Source organism: Mesorhizobium sp. M0184 (assembly GCF_040322215.1).
Classification (GTDB): Bacteria; Pseudomonadota; Alphaproteobacteria; order Rhizobiales; family Rhizobiaceae; genus Mesorhizobium.
On the sequence record NZ_JAMYSZ010000015.1, the window covers coordinates 106649 to 129011 of the forward strand.

Consider the following 22363-nt stretch of genomic DNA (forward strand, 5'->3'; position numbering starts at 1 on the left):
GCATAAGCGTCGGAGGCGTACCCGTCGAAAACGAACTCGTGTTTGAGGTTCCGGTCCGCGGAACAGCAGTTATCCAGAAATGGAACTGACTTTGAACTGTTTCGCTTGCCCGGTTGACAATCGAGGGGTCCCGTTCGGCGATCACCAAGCCTTTAAACTGCACGAGCTGTAAGCCCGTCCGTAAAGCACCCTTACCTTTAGTCGTAATACACGACACGGTCCCGTCCTTCCGACTTGGCGCGGAAGAGCGCCAGATCGGCCGCCTTGATGAGGTCATTTGGCGTGTGGTTCTCATCAGGCACCATGGTTGCAACACCGACGCTGATTGTCACCCGCTCAGAACCGTGTGGAATGCTCAAGGCTCGCACGCTCTGCACGAGCCGCTCGGCCATAGCGCCCGACTGCGCCTGCAAAATATCGACCACCACCACGACGAACTCTTCGCCGCCGTAGCGCGCCGCGAGATCGGTCGAGCGGTTGCAACTGCTTTGGATTACACTGGCGACCTGCTTCAGCACCTCGTCGCCTGCCATGTGGCCATAGGTGTCGTTGTAGCGCTTGAAGTGATCGGCATCGATCATAAACAACGACAGCGGGCTCTTCGTGCGGACCGCGCGCTTCCATTCCGCCGCGAGATATTCATCGAAGTAGCGCCGGTTTCCCAGACCTGTGAGACCGTCAATCCGTGTGAGACGTTCCAGCTCGAGATTCGCGCGCATTAATTGCCGCTGGCTTTCTCGCAGGGCCCTGTATGCCTCCTCTCGCTGAACGTGGTCAAGATAGGCCCGGGAGTGATAACGGACACGAGCGACCAACTCGATACGGTCCGGCAGTTTGACCAAATAGTCGTTCGCTCCGGCCTCGAATGCCTCGCCCTTGATGGCCGGATCTTCTTTACTTGACAGCACGATGACGGGGACAGAATGCGTCGAGGAATTCTTTCGGTATTGCCGTACCAAGTCCAGCCCATCAACGCCCGGCATGACAAGATCCTGCAGGATGACCGTTGGCTTCACTTCGTCGGCAACTGTAGTCGCTTTGAGCGGATCGGTGCAGAAGTGGAAATCTATGTCCGGCTGGTTTGCGAGCGCGCGCCGGACCGCTTCACAGATCATTATCTGGTCGTCCACCAGCAGAACCATTGACGAGTAATTGTCTGCCAGGGGTGAGACGAGATTGGATTTGCCCGTCATAGAATAACCTTTCAGCAAGATGGGCCGCACGCCTCGATTAGGCGCGGGGCGATTGAGTCAAGCGGTAGGATCTCGACAGCGGCACCGATGGCAGCGGCGGCTTTGGGCATCCCATAGACCGCACTCGACGCGCTGTCTTGAGCGATTGTCAAATGCCCTTTGTCGCGTAGCAGCTTGAGCCCTTGGGCACCATCTCTACCCATGCCCGTGAGCAAGACACCGATCACGACACCCGGCCACCACTGCGCGGCGCTCTCAAGGAATACATCTACGGAGGGACGGTAGACGTTGTCGTGCGGCTTCGGGGTATAGCCGAGCTTGTGGGCTGACTTGAAGACGAGATGATCAGCCGTGGCCGCAATTAGAACGGTGCCGGCCTCGGGCTCATCTCCTTCGCGTGCCGGACGGATTGGAAGTGCCGCATGCTGGCCGAGCCAGTTTGCAAAACCGGGTACGAACTGCGCATCGAGATGCTGTACGAGAACTATTGCGGCCGTGAAATTGCTCGGAAATGCGCCGAGGATCGCGGCAACAGCTGCGGGCCCGCCCGCAGACGCGCCGATGGCAATAAGGTGCTGTGCCGATGACACAGACGGGGGCAATGTCCGTGTGCCCCAATTTGAAGACGGCGCGTCACGTACGAGTTTGCTGATCGTCGTTATCTTCTTGATGAGAAGCTGTGCGGACCGTCCGGACCCCGGGCCGTCAGAGCCGATCGAGGGGATGTCGACCGCGTCAAGCGCGCCATACCCCATTGCTTCATAGACACCAGGAATGTTGGCCTCAATGCTCGCCGTGACCAGCAGAATCAGGCATGGCGTCTTCGCCATGATCCTGCGCGTAGCCTCGACGCCATCCATTTCCGGCATCACCAGGTCCATGAGGATCAGGTCCGGGAGGTCTCGTTGGCAGGCCTCTACTGCCTCACGCCCGTTAACGGCGATCCAGGCCACCTGATGTTCCGGGGTTGATACAACCAATCGCCGCAGAAGCTCGACCGCAAGAGGCATATCGTTGACGATAGCGATCCTCATTGATGGATACACACGCTGCGCCTCATTCTGTCGCCTGGCCGATCAGGTCGACGACTGCATGGAGCAGTGTCTCGTCGTGGAAACTCCCTTTAGTCAGGTAGTAGTCCGCGCCGGCGTCCAGACCTCGCCTGCGATCGTCTTCGCGATCTTTGTACGACACGATCATGATCGGGGTGTTCCCGAGCCGGCTGTCCTTCTTCATCAAGGTCACCAGTTCGATGCCGTCCATGCGCGGCATATCAACATCGGTGATAACAAGATCGAATGGTTCAGACCGTATGGCGTTCCATCCATCCATACCATCAATCGCCACCTCGACCTCATAGCCGTTATTGTCCAGCAGCTTGCGTTCGAGCTCACGTACCGTCAAAGAATCGTCGACCACCAGAACGCGCTTGCGCCGCCTAAGATCGGGGCTGGTAGTAACACGCCGCAAGGTGCGTAGGCCGCCGGATGACGCGAGCTTGTCTACTGATCGGATCAGATCGTCGACATTAACGATAAGCACGGGCGAACCATCTTCCATCAACGCCGCCGCGCTGATGTCCTTGACCTTGGCAAAGCGAGGATCTAGCGGCCGGACCACCAACTCGCGCTCGCCCAGGAAGCGGTCGACAATCAACCCGTGGGTTTCACCGTGATCACCATTAATCAGAACGACTGAAAGTTCATCGGCGTCTGCTTGCGGCTCAGCGCGGTCAAGAACCTCGTGCGCGGTGACTAGTCCGATCTGTCGATCCTCGAAGCGGAAATGCGGCCGGCCTTCGAGCAGTTCGATGCGCGTGCGCGGCAACTTTATCGTGCTGGCGATGCCTGCGAGCGGGAAGGCGTATGGCTCTCCGTCAATGTCGACGAGCAGCGTGCGGAGCACCGACAAGGTCAACGGCAGCTGTAGTTGAAATCGGGTTCCGAAGCCGAACTCTGAGGAGACGGTTGCGAGGCCTCGGACCTGCTTGGTCATCGCCTGTACGGCATCGAGCCCCACGCCGCGTCCGGAGATGTTGCTAACCGTCGCTTTCATCGAAAAGCCTGGCAGAAACAGAAATTCGAGCAATTCCGCTTCGGCAAGTCTGCCGACGGTCTCCTCTGTCGTCAGGCCGCGCGCCACGACCGTCTCGCGCAGCTTGTTCAGATCGATTCCCCTTCCGTCGTCCGCGACGATTATCTGCAGCAGGCCCGCATTGTGCCGTGCTTCGAGCCTGATGACACCTTCTTCAGATTTGCCGGCTGCTATACGTTCGTCGGTCGTTTCGAGCCCATGGTCGACAGCATTGCGGAGGAGATGGCCGAGTGGTGCCTCGAGTTGGTCCAGGATGTCGCGATCGATGCCAGTTGAGCCCCCGACGATGTCTAACCGCACGTTCTTCCCCAAGGTTCGGCCAAGGTCGCGCACCGTCCTTGAGTAGTGCCGGACGCCATCCTCGAAGGGGCGCATGCGACTCGCCAGCGTTTCGTCATAGAGTCGGTTCGCAAGGTCAGTGGCTCTGCGGTCAATCGAGTCCAATTCGTCAAGGCGCTCTGCGAGGAACGTCTGGCTCAGCCGAAGTTTTTGCAGCGCCTCTGCCAGTGCTTGCACCGCCCGATCGTCCTTAGGAATCTCGGCCAGTGCGTCGCCTAGCACGTCGAAGGCAATGGCCAGATCCGACTGAATCCGTTTCAGTCGAAGTAGGCCGCCCGTAAACGGCCTGAGGCGACGAGCCTCCATCAGGGACTCACCGGCAAGCCCTAGTAAGCGGTTTAGACTATCGGCCGTTACCCGCACCATACGGTCGGAACCGACGCCGCCATAAGGTTGAAGAAGTGGTTCCGATCGAGCGAGGACGCTCGTCTCCTTCGCCGAAGAGGCCCACGGCGCCTCCTGCGGGGCAGCATTTGAGCCGGCGAGCTCCGTCTCTGATGCTGTCGATGGGGAGGATGCCTGCTCAAGCGCCAGCAGAAAACCGGCTATTTCCAGTTTGGCGCTCTCATCGGCCGAGGCAGGCTCACTCGCTATGGATCCGAGGAGATCGACGCCTTTCAAAAGTGTATCGATGTGCTCGCGACTCAGGCTGAGACGCCCCCGCTGTGCGGCGACCAGGCACTCTTCCATCGCGTGCGCAACTTCCACCGCCGGCGTCAGATCGACGATCCGGGCCGCCCCCTTCAGCGAATGGGCAGCCCGCATGCAAGCGTCGAGACTCTGGGCGGACACGGGATCGCGTTCGAGCGCTAGCAGACCGGACGTCAGGGCCTGCGACTGCGTCTCCAATTCGGCCCGAAAGAGGTCGAGCATCGAAAATTGGCTGTAGTCCGCGCCGCTCATGCGATAGCTCGATCGAGCATGGCCAGCAGCAGCGCCTCGTCCAGACAACCGACCGCGCCCCTTCGCCACGAGACCATGGCTGCCGTCATGGTCGAGGACGCCTTGCCAACGGTAGCAGGCACGGCAAGCTTGTCGCTCTGTTTGAATCGATAAATGCCGTGCATTTCGTCCACAGCAAAAGCAACGCGCTTGTCGCTGTTGCCGACGACGATAAGACGCGGAAATGCCTTGGTCCGCGTGTCCTGTACCCGCGTTTTGCGGTCGTCTACTCCGAGCAGTTTGGCCAACGAAATGCAAACCAGCAATTCGCCTCGAACATTGACAATGCCGAGAACCGCACTGTTCCTGCGGTGTGGCAGCGAATGAATGCTACGCAGCTCGGCCACTTCTTGGAAGCAGCCAACCGGAAGCGCCAGCCATTCCTCGCCGAGACGAAAGACAACGACCGTCTGAAATGCACTGCTCTCGGCATTCCCGACTGCTTCATCGGTCCTTGCCTGGGCAAAATGTCGGGCCCACTCGTCCCGATAGCCGGGCGGCAGCGGACGGTTCAGGAGGTTCCGTGCGATTTCCTTATAGGTCGGGCAGTTCCGGCAGTGGAGATGTTGCTCCAGTTCAGGGCACGATCTGTCACCACGAACGCCTATTTGCCGCCAGCAGTCGCCGATGGCGATGTCCGGCACCGATGATGCGCTACCGGGCTCAGCTGACGTCAAGTGCCGCTCCTTTTCCCAATCCGACCGAGCCGCCCGGTGAGTGCCTCGGCACCGGCGATGTCACCCTGCTTGCGAAGCAGCAGCGCAAGATGCGCGAGGGCTTCTTGATGGCGGGGTTCGAGATAGAGGGCCTTGCGATAGTTCTGGATCGCCTCGGAACGCGCATCTTCTGCATCCTGAGCTAGCCCGAGCAGATAGAAGATTTCCGGCGAAGGACCGTATTCCCCGAGATGCGTCAGCGCGAGTTCCTTTGCTTCCGCAACTCGTCCGGCATTGGCGGTGCGTTCTACAGAAGCGAGGCTTTGGGCCGCCCGCTCGGAAGGGTGGAAGGAGCGCTCCACTTTCGCTGCATTACTGGAGGCCGGCCGGATCGGGCTCAGCACTTTGCTGACGTCAGAGATAGGAGCAGGGGTGGCCGGACCGAAGCGCGACTTGGAGGGGGCAACCGTCCGGGGCGCCTTAGCCGGCTCCACGTTCGTGAACGCAAATGCCATCGGTAATCGCGCTGAAGCAAAGCCGTGCAGAATCGGAAGGCCTGATTCCGCTGGACCGACGAGCAGCAGGCCATCTGGCGCGAGGAGGGTCTTCAGACAAACCAGCGCGCGGTCTTGCAGGTTTCGGTTGAAATAGATCAGCAGGTTGCGGCAAAAAATAATGTCGTACGGTGCCGGCCCATACGAGGCCGCAGGATCAAACAGGTTGCCAAGCCTGAACCGGACTTGCTTCAGGACCCGCACCTCAGGCCGTAGTCCGCCTTCGGCCGCTTCGAGATAGCGCCCTCTGAATTCGAGAAAATCGCCGCGAAATGAGTTGCGCCCGTAGACCGCGCGCTCCGCGGCCGCGAGATTGCCCGTGCTCACGTCGACTGCGTCAATCTTGAAATCCTGTGCTCCGAAACCAGCATCGAACATGGCCATCGCCATCGAATAGGGCTCTTCGCCTGTCGAACATGGTAGGCTCAAGAGCATTATGGGTTGACCCGGCCGCATGCGCGCCCGTGCATGACGCGTCATTGCAGTGAAAGCTTCACGATCTCGGAAGAACCATGTCTCCGGTACGACAACCGCGTTGATCAGTTCCTGGAGCTCGGATGGGGAGCCAGCCAGCAACTGCCAATAATCTTGAAGCCCGCTGATCCGGCAGGCTGACATCCGCTCCCGGAGCGCGTGACGGATCACCGACAGACCGACAGTGCCGCTGTCCAGTCCAATCTTTTCCCTCAATAGCTGTTCGACCGCACCAAACATCATGAACTCATCGCGACCTGACGGAACAACGTTTTGCGAATGTCGTCCGATAGCAGCGCTTCGGCCCTGACCCACTGGACAAGTCCTCTATCGTCGGACGCCACGGGGCCCAAGTAGGGCGGAGTTCCCGCCTCCATCCCGGACGGCGCGAAGTCAGAAGGATCCCGCTCGAGCATATCGGTCGCTCGTTCAGCAACAAGCGCAAGCAGGTGGTTCTCACCATCCTTGGTTGGATAGCGTATCAGAACGATTCGTGTGCTCAGCACCAGCGCCGAGGGGCGGCCAAGCGCAAGCAGGCTGAGATCGATCATGGGAACGGGTAAGCCCCGGCAGTTGATTAGGCCTACTACGCCGTTCGGCGCGCCCGGCAGCGTTCTCACGCCAATGTAAGGCAGGACCTCTTCAACCTGCTCCATGTCCAGCACATACCGGTCGCCACCTATACAGAACCCGAGGAATAGCATAGTCGTCCTAGCTCGCAGGCACCTCTCGTAGCGCCCGCAGTTTGAAACGGGAAATGCTGCTGCGTAACCCGCCCGAAACCTGATTGAGTTCGTCGATCGCGAGCGTGGATTGCTGGAGGGATTCAACCGTTTGCTGAGCGGCTTCGCTCAATTGTATCAGCGTCTCACTGATCTGCGCTGCGCCCGTTGCCTGGGCCTGCATTCCTTCATTGGCGACTTCGAAGCGTGGCACCAAGCCCTGGACCTGCTGAATAATCTCGTAGAGTTGGCCGCCGACCTGCTGCACATCTTGCATGCCACGTCGGACCTCCTCGGAGAATTTGTCCATGCCCATGACGCCGGCTGCGACGGCGGATTGAATTTCCTTGACCATCTGCTCGATGTCGTATGTCGAGACGGCGGTTTGGTCGGCAAGCCGCCGGATCTCCGTTGCCACGACCGCAAAGCCTCGCCCATATTGGCCCGCCTTTTCAGCCTCGATTGCGGCGTTTAGCGAAAGAAGGTTGGTCTGGTCGGCAACCTTGGTGATCGTGGTCACCACCTGATTGATATTGCCGGCCTTCTCGCTCAGGATCGCAAGTTTGGAATTAATCGCGGTGGCGGCTTCCATGACGTGCTGCATGGTTGCCTCCATGCGTGCCAGCCCTGCTTGTCCGCCGGTGGCGAGCGTGGCGGTTTGCTCGGCGACCGCAGAAACTTCGCTCATCGTTCGTACGAGCTCATTGGAGGTTGCCGAGATTTCCTTCGCGGTCGCTCGGATTTCGGTCGTAGTGGCCGCGATCTCATTTGCGGTTGCCTGCTGTTCCTTTGAGGTGGCGGCCACCTCGGTTATCGATGTGTTGACTTGAATGCTGGATTTCTGAACCTGGCCTATCAGCGTGGTGAGATCATCGGCCATGGTGTTGAAGCCCTCAGCCAGCGTGTCAAACTCGTCCTTGCGCTTCAAATCGAGGCGCCCGCTGAAGTCGCCCAGGCGCATTACACGGACGAGATCGACCAATCGGCCAAGCGGGACACTAACGGCACGGAATAGAAGATAGCCGCACAAAAGGGCCAAACCGAGTGCTACGAGGAACCCGGCAATCAGGCCCAACTTCGCTGTGCGGACGATCGAACCTATCTTTTGGGTCGAGCTGTTTGCCTCTCCTCTATGGTCCTCGACCATGGCTTGCAGAGCCGATTGCAATTTCCGAAAGATCGGCTCCACATTGTTCTTGATGGCCGGGCGCTCGTTGGGGATCTCTCCCTTCGCCAACGCGGCACGACTGGCATCCAGTACGGCGGCTTCGGCTTGGCGGAATTGATCGGCGAGGTCCTTGACGACAGCGTAGTTCTGCTTGTCCAAATCGGACTCAATGGTCTCTTCATACTCGTCCATCGACCGTTGCAGGGCGTCGCGGTTCGCCTTGATGGTAGTCTCGAAAGCCCGCTTGTCGGCAGGATTGTCCTGAAGAGCATATTCCTGGAGAAGACTATGGGCATCCATCTGTCCCATCATGATCTGGGTGCTGTGATAGAGGTCCGGAAGAGTTTCCTTTTCCACGCTGGTCGCTTCTTGCTCCGTCTGGAGAAACCAAACGTATGTAATGATGGCCATAACCGACATGACAACCAGAACGGCCGCGAAACTGGCGAGTATGCGGCGGCGTATCGTCAAGCTGTTCATCGGGCTCAGTTCCGCCAGGGCGCTAATTGATTTGTTGGCACGACTAGCCCAGCACCGCGTTGCGACTATGCCGAACAGGCGAGATTCATTCGAATCGCGGAATCTAATATTGGAAACGTTTCTTTTCCGTTCACGTCGCGCCCACAAGCCGCCTGCGAACGGCATGTACGCGTCCAAACCAATGGTCGATCGCATCGGCCGCAACTGGAAAGTATCTCCCACATCGAGCGTGGCAACCAACTCCCCTCCATTGAAACGCTCGTGAGTCGCGCGTGTTCTCAGCGACGGATTGCTTCGAAGGCCTGGCAAGGGGGCGCGCTGTTTCGCGCGAGAGCGCACATAGCTCGAGGTGGAACTCCTGGAAGCGCCGTGCAATTGGCGCCTAGGGTTGTCAAAGTGGAGCGCGTGCAGGTGAGGCCTGCTTGCCGTGCACGCTTTGCGCTGGCGCAAATCTGATTTCATTTGTCGCGGCTATGGCCGTTAGCCTACCCACGAGGGCGAAACACTCGCAAAGTCAATCATCGAGACTGGAAACGCTAACCCGATACGCGACTGGCGCCGCCGGTTGAAGAGAGGGCCAGCGACCAGCAGCGTGCTCGCCGAGTGCGGCCGCGGGAACTTGTGCCGGCCGCGCCAAGGAGCGGATATATCAAATGGAGCGCAATTCTTAGCCATTCCTTCATCCATCTTTCGTTAAATACCCCATGGAAATGGGGCGCCCCATATCGAGGCGGTTGGTTCGGTGTTTGCGACGAGGCGTCGGGACGAGCGGCAACGTTGCTACTATTTTTGCCCTATCTTTGCCGATTGTCGTCGGCGCAGCGGGTCTCGGTATCGAGACCTCCTACTGGTACTTTAGCAGCCTGAAATTACAGGCGGTGGCGGATGCGGCAGCCTATGCTGGCGCTTTGGAAAAGGTTTCGGGATCTGACAAGCCAACGATAGTCGCCGCCGCGACACTGTCAGCGACGACGAACGGCTGGGACCCGTCAACAGGCACAATCGAAATCTTCACTCCCCCGTCCTCTGGCCCGAATGTCGCCCAAAAGGCCGTCGAGGTCATCGTTCATCAGACCCTCGATCGGTTTTTCACATCGATATTCACGCAAAACGCGATCGGCGCACGGGCAAGAGCGGTGGCTTTTATCACTGACGCCTCAAAGGCCTGCGCTTTGTCGCTCAATCGTTCCGCCCCGAGAGCGGCGCTGTTTTCCGGCAGTTCGACCATAAAAATGACGGGCTGCTCCGTCATGTCCAATTCCATTGCCGCCGATGCGATCAAGCTTCAGGGATCGGCAAACCTTCAGGCCGACTGCCTGATATCGGCCGGCGGTGTTTCGTTGAACAACCCCGTGACGACTGTTTGCGCCAGCCCGATAACCCAGGCCTTACCCGCTGGTGATCCCTTTGCCGACCTGCTGGCGCCACCAGCCACAACCCCCTGTCAAAACTCGAAATTGTCGACCCTGAACCCCGGGACATACTGCAGCGGGCTGAGCTTGAGCGGCAATGTTGCGCTCGCGCCCGGCGTGTACGTCATTCAAGGCGGTGATTTCAAGGCGAACGCGAACGCCAATATTTCCGGCGACGGAGTCATCATTTATCTGGCCGGCAGCTCGGGCGTCAGCATGAACGGCAACGCCACCGTCAAGCTTAGCGCACCGACGTCGGGCACGTATTCCGGTGTGCTGTTTTACGGCAACAGGGCTAACCTGGCGGGATCGAACACGTTCAATGGCACGGCGGACTCGCTTTTGACCGGCGCTTTGTATTTTCCAACCCAGGATGTCAATTTTCTGGGCAATTTCTCTGGCAAAGGTGGTTGCACGCAGGTCGTCGCCAGTACCTTGCAGTGGTCCGGCAACACGAGCATCAGCCAGGATTGCACGAGCCTCGGAATGCGCGACATTCCGGCGACGCAATCCGTTCGGCTTGTGGAGTAATCTTCGTGGAACGGCGATCCGTCCGGATGTTCCGGAGCGATTCGGGTGTTGCTGCGGTAGAGTTTGCGCTGATTGTGCCGATCCTTTGCCTGGTACTTCTTGGCGTTATTAACGGCTGGTCTTTCGTATCAAGCGCGTTGTCGATGCGTGCAGGCGTCAAAACGGCGGCGAACCTCGTGATGCAAGGCGCGGCCGACGACGCGGCTACCCAAGCCGTCGCCCTTTCGAGCTGGGAAAATCATCCCGATGACGCGCAGGTGACGCTGAGCCGGAAATATATGTGCGGGATCACCGTGGTCGATCCATCTGTCCTGTGCGACAGTTTGAAAGCTCCCGCGGTTTTCGTCGAAATCCAGGCGACAGCCACCTGGTTCCCGCCCTTCAGTTTTGGCGATTTTTCCCTCTCGCGCGGGATCAGCCACAAACAGGTGATTCGTGTCCGCTAAAGCGGGAGCCTTCATACGTGGGGTATCAGGCGGAGCCGCATTGGAGTTCGCGCTGATCGCGCCTATTCTGATAATGCTTTTGATCGGCATCTTCGCATTCGGCTGGGCTCTGAATGCCATGTCGAGTGTTCGCTATACTCTGGAAACGTCCTCACGAGCGCTGCAAATGAAGAACTCGCTGACCGAAGCCGAGATAAAAGCGATAGCCACGGCAAAATTGCTGAGTTTGGGATTAAGCGATGTCAACATAACAATAGCAATCGACGCCCCCAGCGGCGGCTTTCGAATGGCCCATCTGACCGCCAAATATGCGTTCGTGATTGAATTCCCGTATTTCGACCGGTATCCGATTAATTATGCGACAACCGTCACGGTTCCGTTGATTGGAACATAAGGCTCATTCTAGTCGGACGCCGCAGCTAGTTCTCCATCAAAAAACCTGCAGCGAAGCTCTTCCTTGCCGCAAGGTGCTTCACGCGGGCTTTGATCCCCGGCTTGACCCATTGTGGGGTCGCCGGCGGCCTTGGCAAGCCCTTTGGTAGGAGGCCGGCATGCTCCTGAAACGTACTTCCACAACCGATCCCGCATGTCACGCCGCCTCTGACGATAACGCTATGTTCATCAGCCAAGCTCAATTATCTGGCAGACCAAAAACTACACGAAGCGACAGACGCCGGGAATTAGGCGAAATGGCTGAAGACGAACAGAGGCGCCAACGCAGGCAGCGCGTCTTCAAGGGCGCAACAATCCTGACCGGCATGACCCATTCCGAGGTCACGTGCACGGTGCGCAACATGCATGCCGGCGGCGCCGAACTGAAGGCCTCGATCGACGCTCGCGTCCCCGACGAATTCCTGCTCTATGTGCCGACCGACGGCATCGCCTACAAGGCGGTGGTTCGTTGGCGTCGCGAAGACCGCATCGGCGTCATGTTCACCGGCACCGAGCCAAAGCCGCACTGGCACTACGGCTAAATCCCCTGAACCACACCTCGTAGCCGTATGCTGGGCGGTGATTGACCCCGTCCTTTGGACGCCTTGTTCCTCCTCCAGAATTTCTTCGACTTAGGTGGCCGACAACCATTCTGGCGCCGACTGACTGCTCGCTTCCATTATCGGTTTGCCGACCATCGTTGGAGATTTCAGAATAGCTACTGCTCTCGCCCTCTCCACCGTCCTGATGGTTTAAACAGTGCCCGTGCATTTCGAGACGGTCCGAGTCGTCGCGAGGATGCGGCGCTGGTGGGGTCGGTCTGCTCGTGTGGAACTGCTCGCATTCATCACGCCTGCGTTGGTCGCGCACCTGCTCGGTATTGGGCAGGGGTAATAAAAGGCGCTGTTCCCCCACAAGCAGAAAACCGGCCTCCCCCTTGCTTCGGCCTGCGGCCTGCAGCACCGACAAGGCACCCGCTAGCGGGTGCCGCCGTCCATCTTTTCATGCCGTCGCGAATCGTCACGTGATCGGTCCGAAAGGTGATGGTTTTGGTCCGTCGAGACGACAGCGACATTCGCCTGACTGGGAACGACAGGGTCAGAGTGCCTGTCATATCAGGGAACGTCGTGCAATTTGTCGACCAGCCCACAAAGTTCCAAAAAAACGGACCGTTCGCTTTGAGGTTGAGTTGCGCCTTAGTGCTTCCCTTGTGATCTTCCTCAGCGTCCGCTGTTTTGACAGGGAGCGCATTGGTCATTCGGCCCATCGCGCTTTTCTGCGGCCCGCCGTTTCGCCCGACATCATGGAACGATATCGCCCCCCATGTATTAGAAACCCATGGACACTATGGAACCCCACGGCCACGGGATGGCGGCCGATCTTTTGACATCGGAAGTTGCCAATGCCAGGCAGCGCATCCACCGGACCGAGCTCGCACTTCAACGCACTGAAGAAATGCTGGCCGAAAATCTTGCGCTGTGCAGCAGGATACGAACTGCGGTCGAGGCCGCAGACCGCTTGGTGAAGATCGATCCCCCGAGCTTTGAAGGACGTCGCGCGGGTTGAACTGGGCCGGCGGTTGATTCGTCGCGACCTTCAGGCCACCGGCACCACTCGCGCTCAAGCACGGCGGCAACCAGGTCGACAGACGGCGAGCGCAGCTCATGGTGCGCGGCCTGGTGCTCGCGAGGAACCTGTCATCGGGCATGCGCTCCACTGCCTCGAAATGCCATCGCGCGCGCGGCGCCAACAGAAGGAAGACGTGGGGCCTGAGGCCACACACCCCCATTCCGTTCCGCTTCGCGGACGGACATGCTCGCTCCCTCGCTCATGCGGCACTATCCGGTGTTGAGCCATATTGCTTTTGAGAGTGAAGGATGCGGCTGATCGCCGTCGCATAGCGGCTGATCTCGGCGTCGATCTGGCTTGGGGTAAAGCCTCGGCGTTCGAGCTTCTTCCGCTCCTGTGCAACATGCGGCGAACCAGTAGCGCTGTCCGGCTTGGTAGGTGCGAGCGTTCAGCGCGGTTGGTATGCTGCGAAGACGTAACCTTGCAGCTCGACTAAGGCGATCGGTCCCTTGGGAATAGTGCCGTCGGTATGGAAGATCGCATCGGCACTGTCCTTCCAGCCCTGATTGAAGAGGCCCGTATCCGCTGCCCTGCTGTAGGTAACGAACCCCTCCCCGTTGCGGGCTCCGACCTCTTCCATCCAAGCCGTGGCAGCACCCAGTGATTCCCAAATGCGATCGACAAAGTCCTCATCTCCGGTCCTGTCGGCGTAGGACGAAGCCAGATAGATGTGCAGCGGAGTGGTGTCGACGCCATCATAGTAACGGCCGAACGGCAACTCGCGAAGCACGGCCATCTTGCCCTTGCGCATTTCGTGCATGATCTTGCCTGGCTCCGCGTCTCCGAAGACGGAAGTCTCGGTCGATTGGTAGCGGGCGAGAAACGCCAGCACGCCACGGGCAAGCTCGGGATTGAGCCAGAGCATCTGCAAGGCGGAAATGACTCCGTCGCGACCAAAGGCGGTTGAGAACCATGGAATGCCGGCATACGGGTATGGTCCCGTCTCGAGGTCGGTTGTCAGGAGCGCGATGTCGGTACGTATGCGGGCCAGCCAGTCATTGAACACGCGTCCGGAACTGAAAACGGTGGCGCCTTGCCGGCGCTTTGAGCGAATCGCACATCGCGCTCGCGCAGCGGCGGCACGAAACCGGTCACTGGACGGAATCTCTTCGCCGTGACCGACCATCCAGATGGAGGATCCTGCGGTCACGGCTCGGCACGACAATGCGGAACTCGGCGTAACTGGAATGCACCTGATCCGGCTCCGCAATGACCGACTGGCGCGCTACATTATCAAGCCCTTCGTACCGAAATGTGACGCTTGCCTCACCAATCAGCGCGTCAGGGGCACGACCGCGACGGCTACGCGTGGTGCCGCGCACCTCGAACATGTCTCGGAAATCGGCATCGAAGTCGAGACGGACCGGCAACGCAATCTCGCGCGCGAAGTAGTTGGTGAAGGTAATGCGCTCGAGCAACGGGGGGTCTTCGCGCGAGCCAGTTATCCGGTCTCCCGCTCAGAAATTTCTACCAAATATTCCGACCTCCTGATGGGACCCATTCGTTGCGGGCGAGTTGCGGCTCATTGGGACGGACTTCCCGAACATGACGACCAGCAACAAAGCAGACCATCAGTCTGTCTCCGAAGCGTTTCGGAAACTGATCCGTTCCGATGGCTATCGTCATAACGTACAAACGTTCTTAAATCTGGGGGTCGAACCAGAACTGCCGCCAACCCTACAGTCATTACTTGCGGCTATTGATCGGGCCAAACGGGCTCCGACGGAAGAAGGTCCCTAGCCGGCTGGCTGGGCGTCAAAGCGGGAAGAGTACAGAGGCTCGCTCCGTACTTTTTCTGGTTCCCACCCAGAAATTTCCACCAAACATTCTTCTTGATTTTTCCCGACAGTGGGTCATGAATGCCCCTTGGGTTCTCGCTGAGGTGGGAGGCCTTGTATGAACGTTTGGACGAACTGCCGACCCGACAAGGTGACTGCCAAACACCTTGTTCACGAGCTGATCTTACAAGCCCGTCGCGGCCAAATCATCTCCGTCAAAGAGACTATTGCAGCGGTGCGCCGAGACGGGCCACATCTGGCGGAAACTGACTGCGAGCTGGTGGAGCTTATTGTCGATCTTGCCCCAGCCTTTGGCCTGTTCGTCGGGTTCGATCTTCGCAAATAGCCTCATGGCAACCCATTGGTCCTCCCCTGCGGTGTACGTTAGGACAGACCGACCTGGGATTGTGGGAGAAAGGCGGCTCGAGGCGCGTCAATAGGATCGAGGAGGAACATGGGGGTCTTCGCGAGCCGGTGTCCGATCCCCACCACAGAAATTCTACAAACATTCCTGACTGTGGCGGCCCAGCGCCGTACCAATTTGTACAATTCGTACATGGCCTTGATGCCGCTCAGGTAGGGAGTAGAGTCACCCTTCGGCGTGTCCCTGGGGAGGGCTGGATGAGCGTCGCGCGAAGGGTCGGTCCGTTTCTAGAACAAGCAATTACTGTACTCCTCAACAGGGCGGACCGTCGCGACACGGTCTCGATCAAAGCGGCACTACGCGAAGCTCGGGAGACTGCGCCTTATTTGGTGGCCTCCGACGAAGAACTAACCGAGGCAATCGTCGAGGCAGCAACTGCCATGGGCCTCTGCGTGGCTTTCGACGCCCAGGAGTAGCTGTCAGCCAACTTCGCTTGTCGTGACCTGGCAATGGCGACCGTGTGCTGCCATTCATTCTCGACATTCCGGCCTTGGCGTGACAGCCCTCACATTAACGCTCTCGCCGAGGACGAATAAGCATCGGATGCCGCAGATTTCCGAATGGTCCTTTGAGGCGATCGCCGCAATGGCTAGACCGACTACAAGCGAAATGACTAGGGCGACACCCACCGGAAGATGATGCATACCGGCTTCGTACCGACCGCTCGGATAAACGTCGATGAACGTTTGGAAACACCCGTCACGGACTCAGACCATCCCTAACAAATGGTTAGCCGTCCTCGTCGCTGAGCCGGTTCATAGAGAGGAAACCCGCTAGCCGCCCTAAGGCCCCTTCATGGCTCGCCACTGGTTCAACCCTCCGGTCCCCGTCAAGACCGAGCGTCCCGGGATCATCCGCAACGTCAACAACGCCGAGGCAGCCGGCGAGGAGCTGATGAAGTGGACCAAGCGTGGCCCTTGGTGGGACCTCGCGGTGCGCGTTTGCATGGCCTGCATTGCCGACGAGATGGAACCTGAGGAGGCACGGAAGGCATTCCTGGCCGCTGCAAAAGAGGAGGGGACATTACTCCCCCCAATGACAACCAGCTAACTTGAACTGCGGTAAAGGTTCTCTGACCAACACCGCCTTCGCGAAAGGAGCCCGCCGCCCGTGAGAGAAAGGCGACGGACCCCCACAGCGGCTGCACATCCAAGAAGGACCGCTGCGAGTTCTAAACCCGCGAGGGCCTACATCGTTCCTTAGCTGCGGCTAAAGCGGGGTTGGTCAGCGGGCTCTTGGCGCTCTAAGTTCCCCCTTATGGGTCCCCTCTGGTTCGCTCCCCCGGTCTACGTGAAGACGAAACGTCCGGGCATTCGCAATGGGGTCAGCCACGTCGAGGGAGCCGCCGAGGAACTCATGGGGTGGGACACAAAGGGCCCGAAGTGGACCAAGGCGGTCCAATCCTGCGTCGATGCGTTCCAGGGCAGCGCCTCCCCCCAAGAGGTGCGTGAAGCCTTTGAGGCGGCTGCCAAGGAGGCCAACGTGTATCTCTCCCCTGAGTAGGAGGTATCATGGCGCCCATCTGGTTCGTCCCTCCGGTGTTCGTGAAGACTGAAACCGGTGTCAGGCATGGCTGCAACAATGCGAAGGAAGCCCTTGAGCAGCTCAAGATGTGGACCCGGCGAGGGCCTCGCTGGCATAAGGCGGTGACCCTCTGCCTCCAAGCTCGAGGCTTTTCCCTTCACCCGCTACGGACCGCGGCCGAGGCGGCGAGAAAAGAGCGGCTTCGGCAACTCAACGAGACAATGCGCTCAGACAACGGGCCGGACGGCTGGATGTCACGATGAAAGGAGAGCCCTCCACCGTGAGGCAGTGGGCGAAAACCTTGCATTTCATCACGTTTGCACCTCCCTCGACTTGAGCCATCACAAATGCTCTGATCCTCCTTCCTTGGGAGGGGGCAACCATGTTTCGACTCGTCGCCGCTGCGGCGATTGCCGGCATTCTGATGCTGACGGCGCCGATCGTCATGCGCCCGGATCCGCAATACCCTGGTCGACAATCCCGGTCGAGGGCTGCTGCAAGACGTGCTCCGCCGGCAAGGCGTGCGGCGATAGCTGCATCTCGAGGGAGAAGAACTGCCACAAGGCGCATTGGTGCGCGTGTGAAGATCACTAACAGCCCTGATACCGGCTGTGGACACGCCATTGTGCGAGCAGTGGGAGCGGACCCTATCAGCGCATGAAGGGACTAGGATACGCATGACGACGCTTCAATCCGCCATGCAAGTGCTTGTCCGCCGCCAGGGTGAACAGAATAAGGAACACCAGCGTGTTCTTGAGGAAATTGTCGTTGAAGGCGGAAAGGAACTGCGTCCAGAAGAGAGGCGCATAGCGCCGTGACGTCATCAGATGGCTAGTCGTATGGCCGTTCGTGGGGATTTCCATTGGGGCGGCTTCCATTGGGCAAGACCGTTGAAGATCGTGGCCGTATCGATCAGCGGTCTTGCGCGGTTTGAGCTTCTTGTACTGGGAACCCGGTTAGACTTCGTTACTGCGGCTCAAATCGATCAGCGGCTTTTGGGGTGGGGTCTTCTAGCCGGTTCATGAAGCGGCTTGCGCCATGAAATTGATGGCGCCGTCATTATCGAAGCGGGCGAAATTGGCATGGTGAATGTTTGCAGGCGCTTGAACCCTTGGGAGCATAGCTGTTGGAGGTCATCGATATTGTCTTTTGGTTTCAGGGTGAGATTGCGCCGGCGTTTGTCTGTCTCCAGGCCGGATACAATCAAGCGGTCTTGCGACGGTCCGGACGAACGCAGCGTCAGCGCTGCTCCGCAGCAGCGCGCTGCAGACGGCGGTCGCCAGCCAGCTTGAGGCGCAGTTGCCGCAACCACTCGCCATCCTCTCCGAGCGGATCGCAGGACAGCTACGCGATTCTGAGCACTGCCAAATCGGCCTAATTTTCCGCTGCCGAATGGACGATGAGACGCGTAAGCGAGTTTCCGGACCGGAAGCTATGCGTTGGGTTGCCCAAACGATGCAGAGGCGCTGCTGTGTTGGCGCGACACGCTCGACCGCAGGTGCGGACGGCATAAGAATTTTGGAGAGGCCCGTGGTGACTGGGGATTGCGCCGGTATTGGCGACGCGCGAAGACTGGGTCGATATCTGGGCGAAGGCAGCCCCTGCGACGCAACAACTTCATACCGGAGAATGGAGGCCGCGCTGGGAGGTTGTTGGTTAGGCTACCAACTCAAAGTGATTGTCCGGGAGAGTTCGGCGATGTCGCCATAGATCATCGAACCTGTGACGAGAAAACATTCATCACCGAGGACTTCGAAGGGTGAGCTTGACGCGGTACAAACCGGCAGGTTCTTCGAATTGGCGTACGTGCCGAGCGTCGCGGTTTCGACCTTACGGTCCTTGGCTTCGGCACAGCCGACACTGATCGCGAGGATTGCGATAGCAATGAGAGTCGTCTTGCTCATATTTTGCCCCTGGAGCCAGCTCTTGTCGGGTAAGTCGCGCGATGCATCAAAATAGCACCGGCCCACGATCGGCTTCATCCATCGATTGGAGGAAGCAGGCTCATCCATAATTAGCAATATCTTGGAAGGCACCGAGCGCACCAGACTCATGGAACGGCGCGCGGAATTTCCATTCGTGACGAGGTGGCGATCCCGGCCGCCTTCGCAAACGGGTCATTCAGCACTGCGTAAACGTCTCGATTCCGAGCTATAGCTTTCCGCATTCGATCATCGATCATACCAAGGTGAAGAAGCGGCAGCAGATCGAGCTTACCGGAGAGATCACGCGCGTAGACGAGGAAGGCGGCAGGGTGACCGTCGATCTGGGACCACTGGTGACGATCGACATCGACAAGGTCAGGCTGGTCGAGAAGTACAGGACGCCAAAGCGCAAGAAGCCGCTGCGCGACATGGTGGATTAGCTCGCGGACCGCCACTTATCCACGCGACATCGGTACCACTCAAACGAATGGCAATTTTCCGTCTGAATGCGTTTAGGGTCCATGCTCGGAGACCACGCATGGGTATCGCGCGGGAGACAGTGACTCCCCGTTTCAAGGCGTCGAGATGCTACGAGCACCGAAAAGTCAGTTCCTTAGACCTAAAGATCGGGCGATCTGCCAGCGGGTTGTCGACCAGGTAACCGCCGACGCCAAATGGTACAGCACCCCGATAGACGGTCAGATTCTGGCCTCGACCACGCTGAATCTCTTTCAATCAGGGGTCGTAAACGAAACGAATTTGCTGGCACATGTTCGCGCGCGGCGCCACGACTTCACTAAACTGACAGGCTAGTTCTTCACCCTCGCGACATAGGCGCGAAATGTGGTTCTTCGTAGTCCGCCGGCCTATTGTTAAGCAGATTGAGCGCCCGCTTTATGTCCCGATGCAGATGGTCGATCGCTTCCCAATGCTCGCCAAATGGCTTGAGCGACAACTGCGCGTCGCGGAGTTCTACCGTCAGAAGCCACGCCTATCGTTCAATTTTGGCGAGGTGATATTCGGAAACGGCTTCGTGTCGGCGAGGGTGCGGCATCCCGCAAAATAGGAATATATTCCGCATGCCGTCAAGGCAAATAGACTTCGTCCTGCCCTCAGCGCCTGCTAGCCGCGGGCATTTTGGGGGAAGCATGAATCAAGTTATGTGCGTTTGTAGCCATCAGCGTTTTGTCGGGCTGCGCTACTCGCCCAGCCGACATCAAGCCCACGCTGGTTTCGTCCGCGTATACGCGGGCAAGTCCTGCAGCCAGTTGGAAGCCGAACTTTACCGAACGAGTTCCGACCTCGCGCCGATAATGGCCATACAAGACAGAACCGCCCGCCATGATGTGGACGGCGTGTTTTGGCTTGGCTTGCCGGTTGGCAGCATGATGGACAACACAGACATCAAGGTACGTGAAGCCAAGATCGGCGAGCTGAAGGGCAACATGAACGCGATCAACGCAGCCCGACGAAAGGGCGGCTGTGTTGCAGTCTGTAAGCCGTTCCAACGTTAAAAATTGTAGGGTTGCTCCCCGCCCTCGCGACTGCGGAGTGGTCGTTTCATCGATTGACTCGCGTAATGCACCGGCAGTTAATCTCCCCGCCAGGGCAAAAAGAGGGGCTATGAAACTGGGAGAAAACGATGACTGTCCAAAAAGAAGACTATCGAACCAACAGAGCCGACTACGCCATAGCTGCGATGCATAGCCGAGCGACCGCTGAGGGCGATCGTGACGATTTGGTGGCGAGGAAAAAGTCCCTGTGGGTAACAGATCGGCGATCTGCAAAATTGGCTGCAAACCCCTCCGAAAGCTCGCCAGAACCCAAGGCAAAACCGCGCGGTAAGTGAATCGGACGCCAGCCACTTTCTTACCGCCGCGTACTTCGTTCGCATGGTTCGATTATATTAGATTTATCTAAAATACTAACCGGCCAGTCGAGCATTCCCGAACGCTCGCTGGTCAGGCCCAGCGGCCCCCCTAACCCAAGCTGCTGGGCCGCCACTCAGAGCAAAGCGCGATGTATGAGCATACCTAGCATAACGGTGATCGTCTCCACCTTGCCGGCCTTGCTTAGCACCACCTGAAAATCAGCTTCGAATCCCCGAATGTGCGGGGTCCCAGTGGCCATCACTAGACATTTCGAGATTTGCGGTTCAAGCCTCCCTTCATCGGCATGAGCGGTGACGGAGTACATCATCTTGCCAAATCAACACAGCCGACATCCTCGTCCCCTCGTTCGGTCGAAAGCTAGGTGGAACAATCAGGGTGCGCAACTTGTCATGACTGATATTGCCGCTTCACCCCAGCTTTGAGCGTGCGCCCTTCCGCCTGTGCGTGGTTCACCGTTTTTTACATTATTAGCGCACGTTTATAAACGGACATGTTGGTGTAGCTTGTACGTGCCCAAAGCCTCGGCGCAACGACCCAGCGCCGAGGCTTTTTTGCGGTATCCTTGCTCAGCATGTGCCAGATGATCATTGCAAGCTTGCGCGCAGTGGCGACGGCCGCGATGTGCTTCCCGCGGCGCGAGGCGATCCGCTTGTGGGAGGCGCGAAGAGGTCCTGGCGATCGCACAGCCGCCCATGCCGCCTCGACCAGCATCCCCCGCGCATGGCCGCGGCCCTGCTTCGTGATGCGCCCGTCATAGGCTGGCCCCTCACCGGACTGCCGCACGCTCGGATTGAGGCCAAGATAGTCAACGAGCTTCTGTGGATCGCTGAAGCGCCGTATGTCGCCGATTGCCGCGGCAACGCTCGCAGCCACGGTGACGTCGAGGCCGGGCAACGTCATCAGGCGGCGGATTGTCGGATCCTGAAGGGCATGTACGGCTATATCCGCCTCGACCACCGTCAACGCCTCGTTGATCTGGTTAATCAAGCCGAGGTGGCGCTCGATGGCGGCGCGCTCATCCGCAGGCAATATTTGCCTCGTCAGCCATTTGCGCCCGCTGATCCCGACGAGGTTCCCATGCGGACACGGCGGGATCAGGTGGGCGTGGAGGATTGACTGGATCAGGTTCTTCAGCCGCGAACGCTGGCGAACCAGCTGTGTCCGCCTGGTGACCTGTCTTCGGAGGGCAAGGGTCCCCGGATCCGGAACCCAGACCTCCGGCAGAAAGCCCGAGGCGTAGAGCTTCGCAAGGACAGTGCGTCGATCGTGTCAGTCTTCACCTTCGCGTGCGCGATCATGTGCACCTGCTTGGGATTGGCGATCACGATCCGATGGACGTAGGGCGACAGCACTTCAGCGACGGCAGCAGCATTGCCTGTCGCCTCGATCACCACATGATCATCGTGGGTGAGTTCCTTCCTGGCGAACTCCTCGAGCTTATTGCGCAGCATTTGAACGCGGCCGAGCTTGACGATCTCGCCATCAAGCAACGACACGACCTCGGCGGTTACGCGGTGTATGTCCATGCCGATAATACGCACGGTTCCCTCCATCGTTGGTCACGAACAGGGAGCGAGCGGGCAACACGACAAATACGGATCCGCACTCGCAGCGCATCCGGGCGAGTCGTAGGGGCGGCCAGATAATGTGCTCGAACTCGCAGTTCATCTGCATACGCCGGCCTGCCCGCACTTGCGTGCTCCCGGTGCCCCGTGGCCCGGATGCGCCAAGCTTAACGAACCTGACGT

Annotated in this window: 23 protein-coding genes and 1 pseudogene; 12 read left to right on the forward strand and 12 right to left on the reverse strand. The window is 58.8% G+C overall.

The features are described from left to right. Positions 1-197: 197 nt before the first annotated feature. From NKJ23_RS19610 to NKJ23_RS19640, 7 genes are read right to left on the reverse strand one after another with little or no spacing between them, the layout of a single operon-like run. Positions 198-1193 carry a response regulator gene (locus tag NKJ23_RS19610; RefSeq protein WP_031195385.1) on the reverse strand — a complete coding sequence of 332 codons (996 nt, stop codon included), beginning with the start codon at positions 1191-1193 and terminating at the stop codon, positions 198-200. Between the two features lie 11 nt (positions 1194-1204). Further along, entirely contained in the window at positions 1205-2227 is a 1023-nt protein-coding gene (locus tag NKJ23_RS19615; protein WP_352469269.1) for a chemotaxis response regulator protein-glutamate methylesterase, read from the reverse strand. 22 nt (positions 2228-2249) lie between these two features. Further along, complete coding sequence (locus NKJ23_RS19620; protein WP_352495654.1) at positions 2250-4529, reverse strand: hybrid sensor histidine kinase/response regulator; 2280 nt, start codon at positions 4527-4529, stop codon at positions 2250-2252. Further along, positions 4526-5245 carry a chemotaxis protein CheW gene (locus tag NKJ23_RS19625; protein ID WP_352495653.1) on the reverse strand — a complete coding sequence of 240 codons (720 nt, stop codon included), beginning with the start codon at positions 5243-5245 and terminating at the stop codon, positions 4526-4528. Before NKJ23_RS19625 ends, NKJ23_RS19620 begins: the two co-directional genes overlap by 4 nt. After that, positions 5242-6495 (reverse strand): CheR family methyltransferase, encoded by a 1254-nt coding sequence (locus NKJ23_RS19630; RefSeq protein WP_023722963.1) that lies wholly within the window; start codon positions 6493-6495, stop codon positions 5242-5244. The genes NKJ23_RS19625 and NKJ23_RS19630 overlap by 4 nt, the downstream gene beginning before the upstream one ends. Further along, positions 6492-6956, reverse strand: coding sequence for a chemotaxis protein CheW (locus tag NKJ23_RS19635; protein WP_023680840.1), 465 nt, complete (start codon positions 6954-6956; stop codon positions 6492-6494). Before NKJ23_RS19635 ends, NKJ23_RS19630 begins: the two co-directional genes overlap by 4 nt. 7 nt (positions 6957-6963) lie before the next feature. Next, positions 6964-8862 (reverse strand): methyl-accepting chemotaxis protein, encoded by a 1899-nt coding sequence (locus NKJ23_RS19640; protein WP_245278787.1) that lies wholly within the window; start codon positions 8860-8862, stop codon positions 6964-6966. Positions 8863-9332: 470 nt separating this feature from the next. Between NKJ23_RS19640 and NKJ23_RS19645 the strand changes: the two genes are divergently transcribed. From NKJ23_RS19645 to NKJ23_RS19665, 5 genes are all read left to right on the forward strand, one after another. Continuing rightward, positions 9333-10565, forward strand: coding sequence for a pilus assembly protein TadG-related protein (locus tag NKJ23_RS19645; RefSeq protein WP_352681764.1), 1233 nt, complete (start codon positions 9333-9335; stop codon positions 10563-10565). Between the two features lie 5 nt (positions 10566-10570). Further along, positions 10571-11011, forward strand: coding sequence for a TadE/TadG family type IV pilus assembly protein (locus NKJ23_RS19650; protein ID WP_031195389.1), 441 nt, complete (start codon positions 10571-10573; stop codon positions 11009-11011). 40 nt (positions 11012-11051) lie between these two features. Then, complete coding sequence (locus NKJ23_RS19655) at positions 11052-11405, forward strand: TadE/TadG family type IV pilus assembly protein (protein WP_352469275.1); 354 nt, start codon at positions 11052-11054, stop codon at positions 11403-11405. 295 nt (positions 11406-11700) lie between these two features. Then, a complete protein-coding gene (locus NKJ23_RS19660; protein ID WP_023680838.1) occupies positions 11701-11985 on the forward strand; it encodes a PilZ domain-containing protein in 285 nt (94 codons plus the stop codon). 826 nt (positions 11986-12811) lie between these two features. Then, positions 12812-13009, forward strand: a complete 198-nt coding sequence (locus NKJ23_RS19665) for a hypothetical protein (RefSeq protein ID WP_023722969.1) — start codon at positions 12812-12814, stop codon at positions 13007-13009. 451 nt (positions 13010-13460) lie between these two features. Here the strand turns inward: NKJ23_RS19665 and NKJ23_RS19670 are convergent, their stop codons facing one another. Together NKJ23_RS19670 and NKJ23_RS19675 are read right to left on the reverse strand one after the other, a co-directional pair. Further along, positions 13461-13943 carry an amylo-alpha-1,6-glucosidase gene (locus tag NKJ23_RS19670; RefSeq protein ID WP_352529191.1) on the reverse strand — a complete coding sequence of 161 codons (483 nt, stop codon included), beginning with the start codon at positions 13941-13943 and terminating at the stop codon, positions 13461-13463. Positions 13944-14163: 220 nt separating this feature from the next. After that, positions 14164-14490, reverse strand: coding sequence for a glycogen debranching N-terminal domain-containing protein (locus NKJ23_RS19675; protein ID WP_352495651.1), 327 nt, complete (start codon positions 14488-14490; stop codon positions 14164-14166). Positions 14491-14968: 478 nt separating this feature from the next. Here NKJ23_RS19675 and NKJ23_RS19680 point away from each other — a divergent pair, with 478 nt between their 5' ends. The 4 genes from NKJ23_RS19680 (at position 14969) to NKJ23_RS19695 (ending at position 16777) form a co-directional block, all read left to right on the forward strand. Next, entirely contained in the window at positions 14969-15196 is a 228-nt protein-coding gene (locus tag NKJ23_RS19680) for a hypothetical protein (protein WP_352495650.1), read from the forward strand. A gap of 275 nt (positions 15197-15471) precedes the next feature. Further along, positions 15472-15690 (forward strand): hypothetical protein, encoded by a 219-nt coding sequence (locus NKJ23_RS19685; RefSeq protein WP_352469336.1) that lies wholly within the window; start codon positions 15472-15474, stop codon positions 15688-15690. A 379-nt stretch (positions 15691-16069) separates the two neighbouring features. Continuing rightward, on the forward strand, positions 16070-16324 hold the full coding sequence (locus NKJ23_RS19690) for a DUF982 domain-containing protein (RefSeq protein ID WP_352469335.1): 255 nt from the start codon (positions 16070-16072) through the stop codon (positions 16322-16324). Between the two features lie 207 nt (positions 16325-16531). Continuing rightward, positions 16532-16777 carry a DUF982 domain-containing protein gene (locus NKJ23_RS19695; RefSeq protein ID WP_352469334.1) on the forward strand — a complete coding sequence of 82 codons (246 nt, stop codon included), beginning with the start codon at positions 16532-16534 and terminating at the stop codon, positions 16775-16777. 671 nt (positions 16778-17448) lie between these two features. Here the strand turns inward: NKJ23_RS19695 and NKJ23_RS19700 are convergent. Next, positions 17449-17661, reverse strand: coding sequence for a hypothetical protein (locus NKJ23_RS19700; RefSeq protein WP_352495649.1), 213 nt, complete (start codon positions 17659-17661; stop codon positions 17449-17451). 798 nt (positions 17662-18459) lie between these two features. Next, the gene (locus NKJ23_RS19705; RefSeq protein WP_352495648.1) at positions 18460-18852 is read right to left on the reverse strand and encodes a hypothetical protein; all 393 of its coding nucleotides are present in this window, start codon (positions 18850-18852) and stop codon (positions 18460-18462) included. Between the two features lie 134 nt (positions 18853-18986). On the opposite strand from NKJ23_RS19705, the gene NKJ23_RS19710 reads away from it, so the two are divergent. The 3 genes from NKJ23_RS19710 (at position 18987) to NKJ23_RS19720 (ending at position 20237) form a co-directional block, all read left to right on the forward strand. Next, positions 18987-19163, forward strand: coding sequence for a hypothetical protein (locus NKJ23_RS19710; RefSeq protein ID WP_352495647.1), 177 nt, complete (start codon positions 18987-18989; stop codon positions 19161-19163). Between the two features lie 401 nt (positions 19164-19564). Continuing rightward, a complete protein-coding gene (locus NKJ23_RS19715) occupies positions 19565-19789 on the forward strand; it encodes a hypothetical protein (RefSeq protein WP_023680684.1) in 225 nt (74 codons plus the stop codon). A gap of 82 nt (positions 19790-19871) precedes the next feature. After that, complete coding sequence (locus tag NKJ23_RS19720; protein ID WP_352495646.1) at positions 19872-20237, forward strand: hypothetical protein; 366 nt, start codon at positions 19872-19874, stop codon at positions 20235-20237. Between the two features lie 939 nt (positions 20238-21176). Here NKJ23_RS19720 and NKJ23_RS19725 read toward each other — a convergent pair. Next, a pseudogene (locus tag NKJ23_RS19725) lies at positions 21177-22156 on the reverse strand (IS110 family RNA-guided transposase); the annotation flags it as partial. Positions 22157-22363 lie beyond the last annotated feature (207 nt).

What these genes read in the sequence shown, in the direction of transcription:
- NKJ23_RS19610 (WP_031195385.1), bottom strand. Translation starts at nt 1,193, where the DNA reads ATGACGGGCAAATCCAATCTCGTCTCACCCCTGGCAGACAATTACTCG.
- NKJ23_RS19615 (WP_352469269.1), bottom strand. Translation starts at nt 2,227, where the DNA reads ATGAGGATCGCTATCGTCAACGATATGCCTCTTGCGGTCGAGCTTCTG.
- NKJ23_RS19620 (WP_352495654.1), bottom strand. Translation starts at nt 4,529, where the DNA reads ATGAGCGGCGCGGACTACAGCCAATTTTCGATGCTCGACCTCTTTCGG.
- NKJ23_RS19630 (WP_023722963.1), bottom strand. Translation starts at nt 6,495, where the DNA reads ATGATGTTTGGTGCGGTCGAACAGCTATTGAGGGAAAAGATTGGACTG.
- NKJ23_RS19635 (WP_023680840.1), bottom strand. Translation starts at nt 6,956, where the DNA reads ATGCTATTCCTCGGGTTCTGTATAGGTGGCGACCGGTATGTGCTGGAC.
- NKJ23_RS19645 (WP_352681764.1), top strand. Translation starts at nt 9,333, where the DNA reads ATGGGGCGCCCCATATCGAGGCGGTTGGTTCGGTGTTTGCGACGAGGC.
- NKJ23_RS19660 (WP_023680838.1), top strand. Translation starts at nt 11,701, where the DNA reads ATGGCTGAAGACGAACAGAGGCGCCAACGCAGGCAGCGCGTCTTCAAG.
- NKJ23_RS19665 (WP_023722969.1), top strand. Translation starts at nt 12,812, where the DNA reads ATGGCGGCCGATCTTTTGACATCGGAAGTTGCCAATGCCAGGCAGCGC.
- NKJ23_RS19680 (WP_352495650.1), top strand. Translation starts at nt 14,969, where the DNA reads ATGAACGTTTGGACGAACTGCCGACCCGACAAGGTGACTGCCAAACAC.
- NKJ23_RS19685 (WP_352469336.1), top strand. Translation starts at nt 15,472, where the DNA reads ATGAGCGTCGCGCGAAGGGTCGGTCCGTTTCTAGAACAAGCAATTACT.
- NKJ23_RS19690 (WP_352469335.1), top strand. Translation starts at nt 16,070, where the DNA reads ATGGCTCGCCACTGGTTCAACCCTCCGGTCCCCGTCAAGACCGAGCGT.
- NKJ23_RS19695 (WP_352469334.1), top strand. Translation starts at nt 16,532, where the DNA reads ATGGGTCCCCTCTGGTTCGCTCCCCCGGTCTACGTGAAGACGAAACGT.
- NKJ23_RS19700 (WP_352495649.1), bottom strand. Translation starts at nt 17,661, where the DNA reads ATGGAAATCCCCACGAACGGCCATACGACTAGCCATCTGATGACGTCA.
- NKJ23_RS19705 (WP_352495648.1), bottom strand. Translation starts at nt 18,852, where the DNA reads ATGAGTCTGGTGCGCTCGGTGCCTTCCAAGATATTGCTAATTATGGAT.
- NKJ23_RS19715 (WP_023680684.1), top strand. Translation starts at nt 19,565, where the DNA reads ATGTGGTTCTTCGTAGTCCGCCGGCCTATTGTTAAGCAGATTGAGCGC.
- NKJ23_RS19720 (WP_352495646.1), top strand. Translation starts at nt 19,872, where the DNA reads ATGAATCAAGTTATGTGCGTTTGTAGCCATCAGCGTTTTGTCGGGCTG.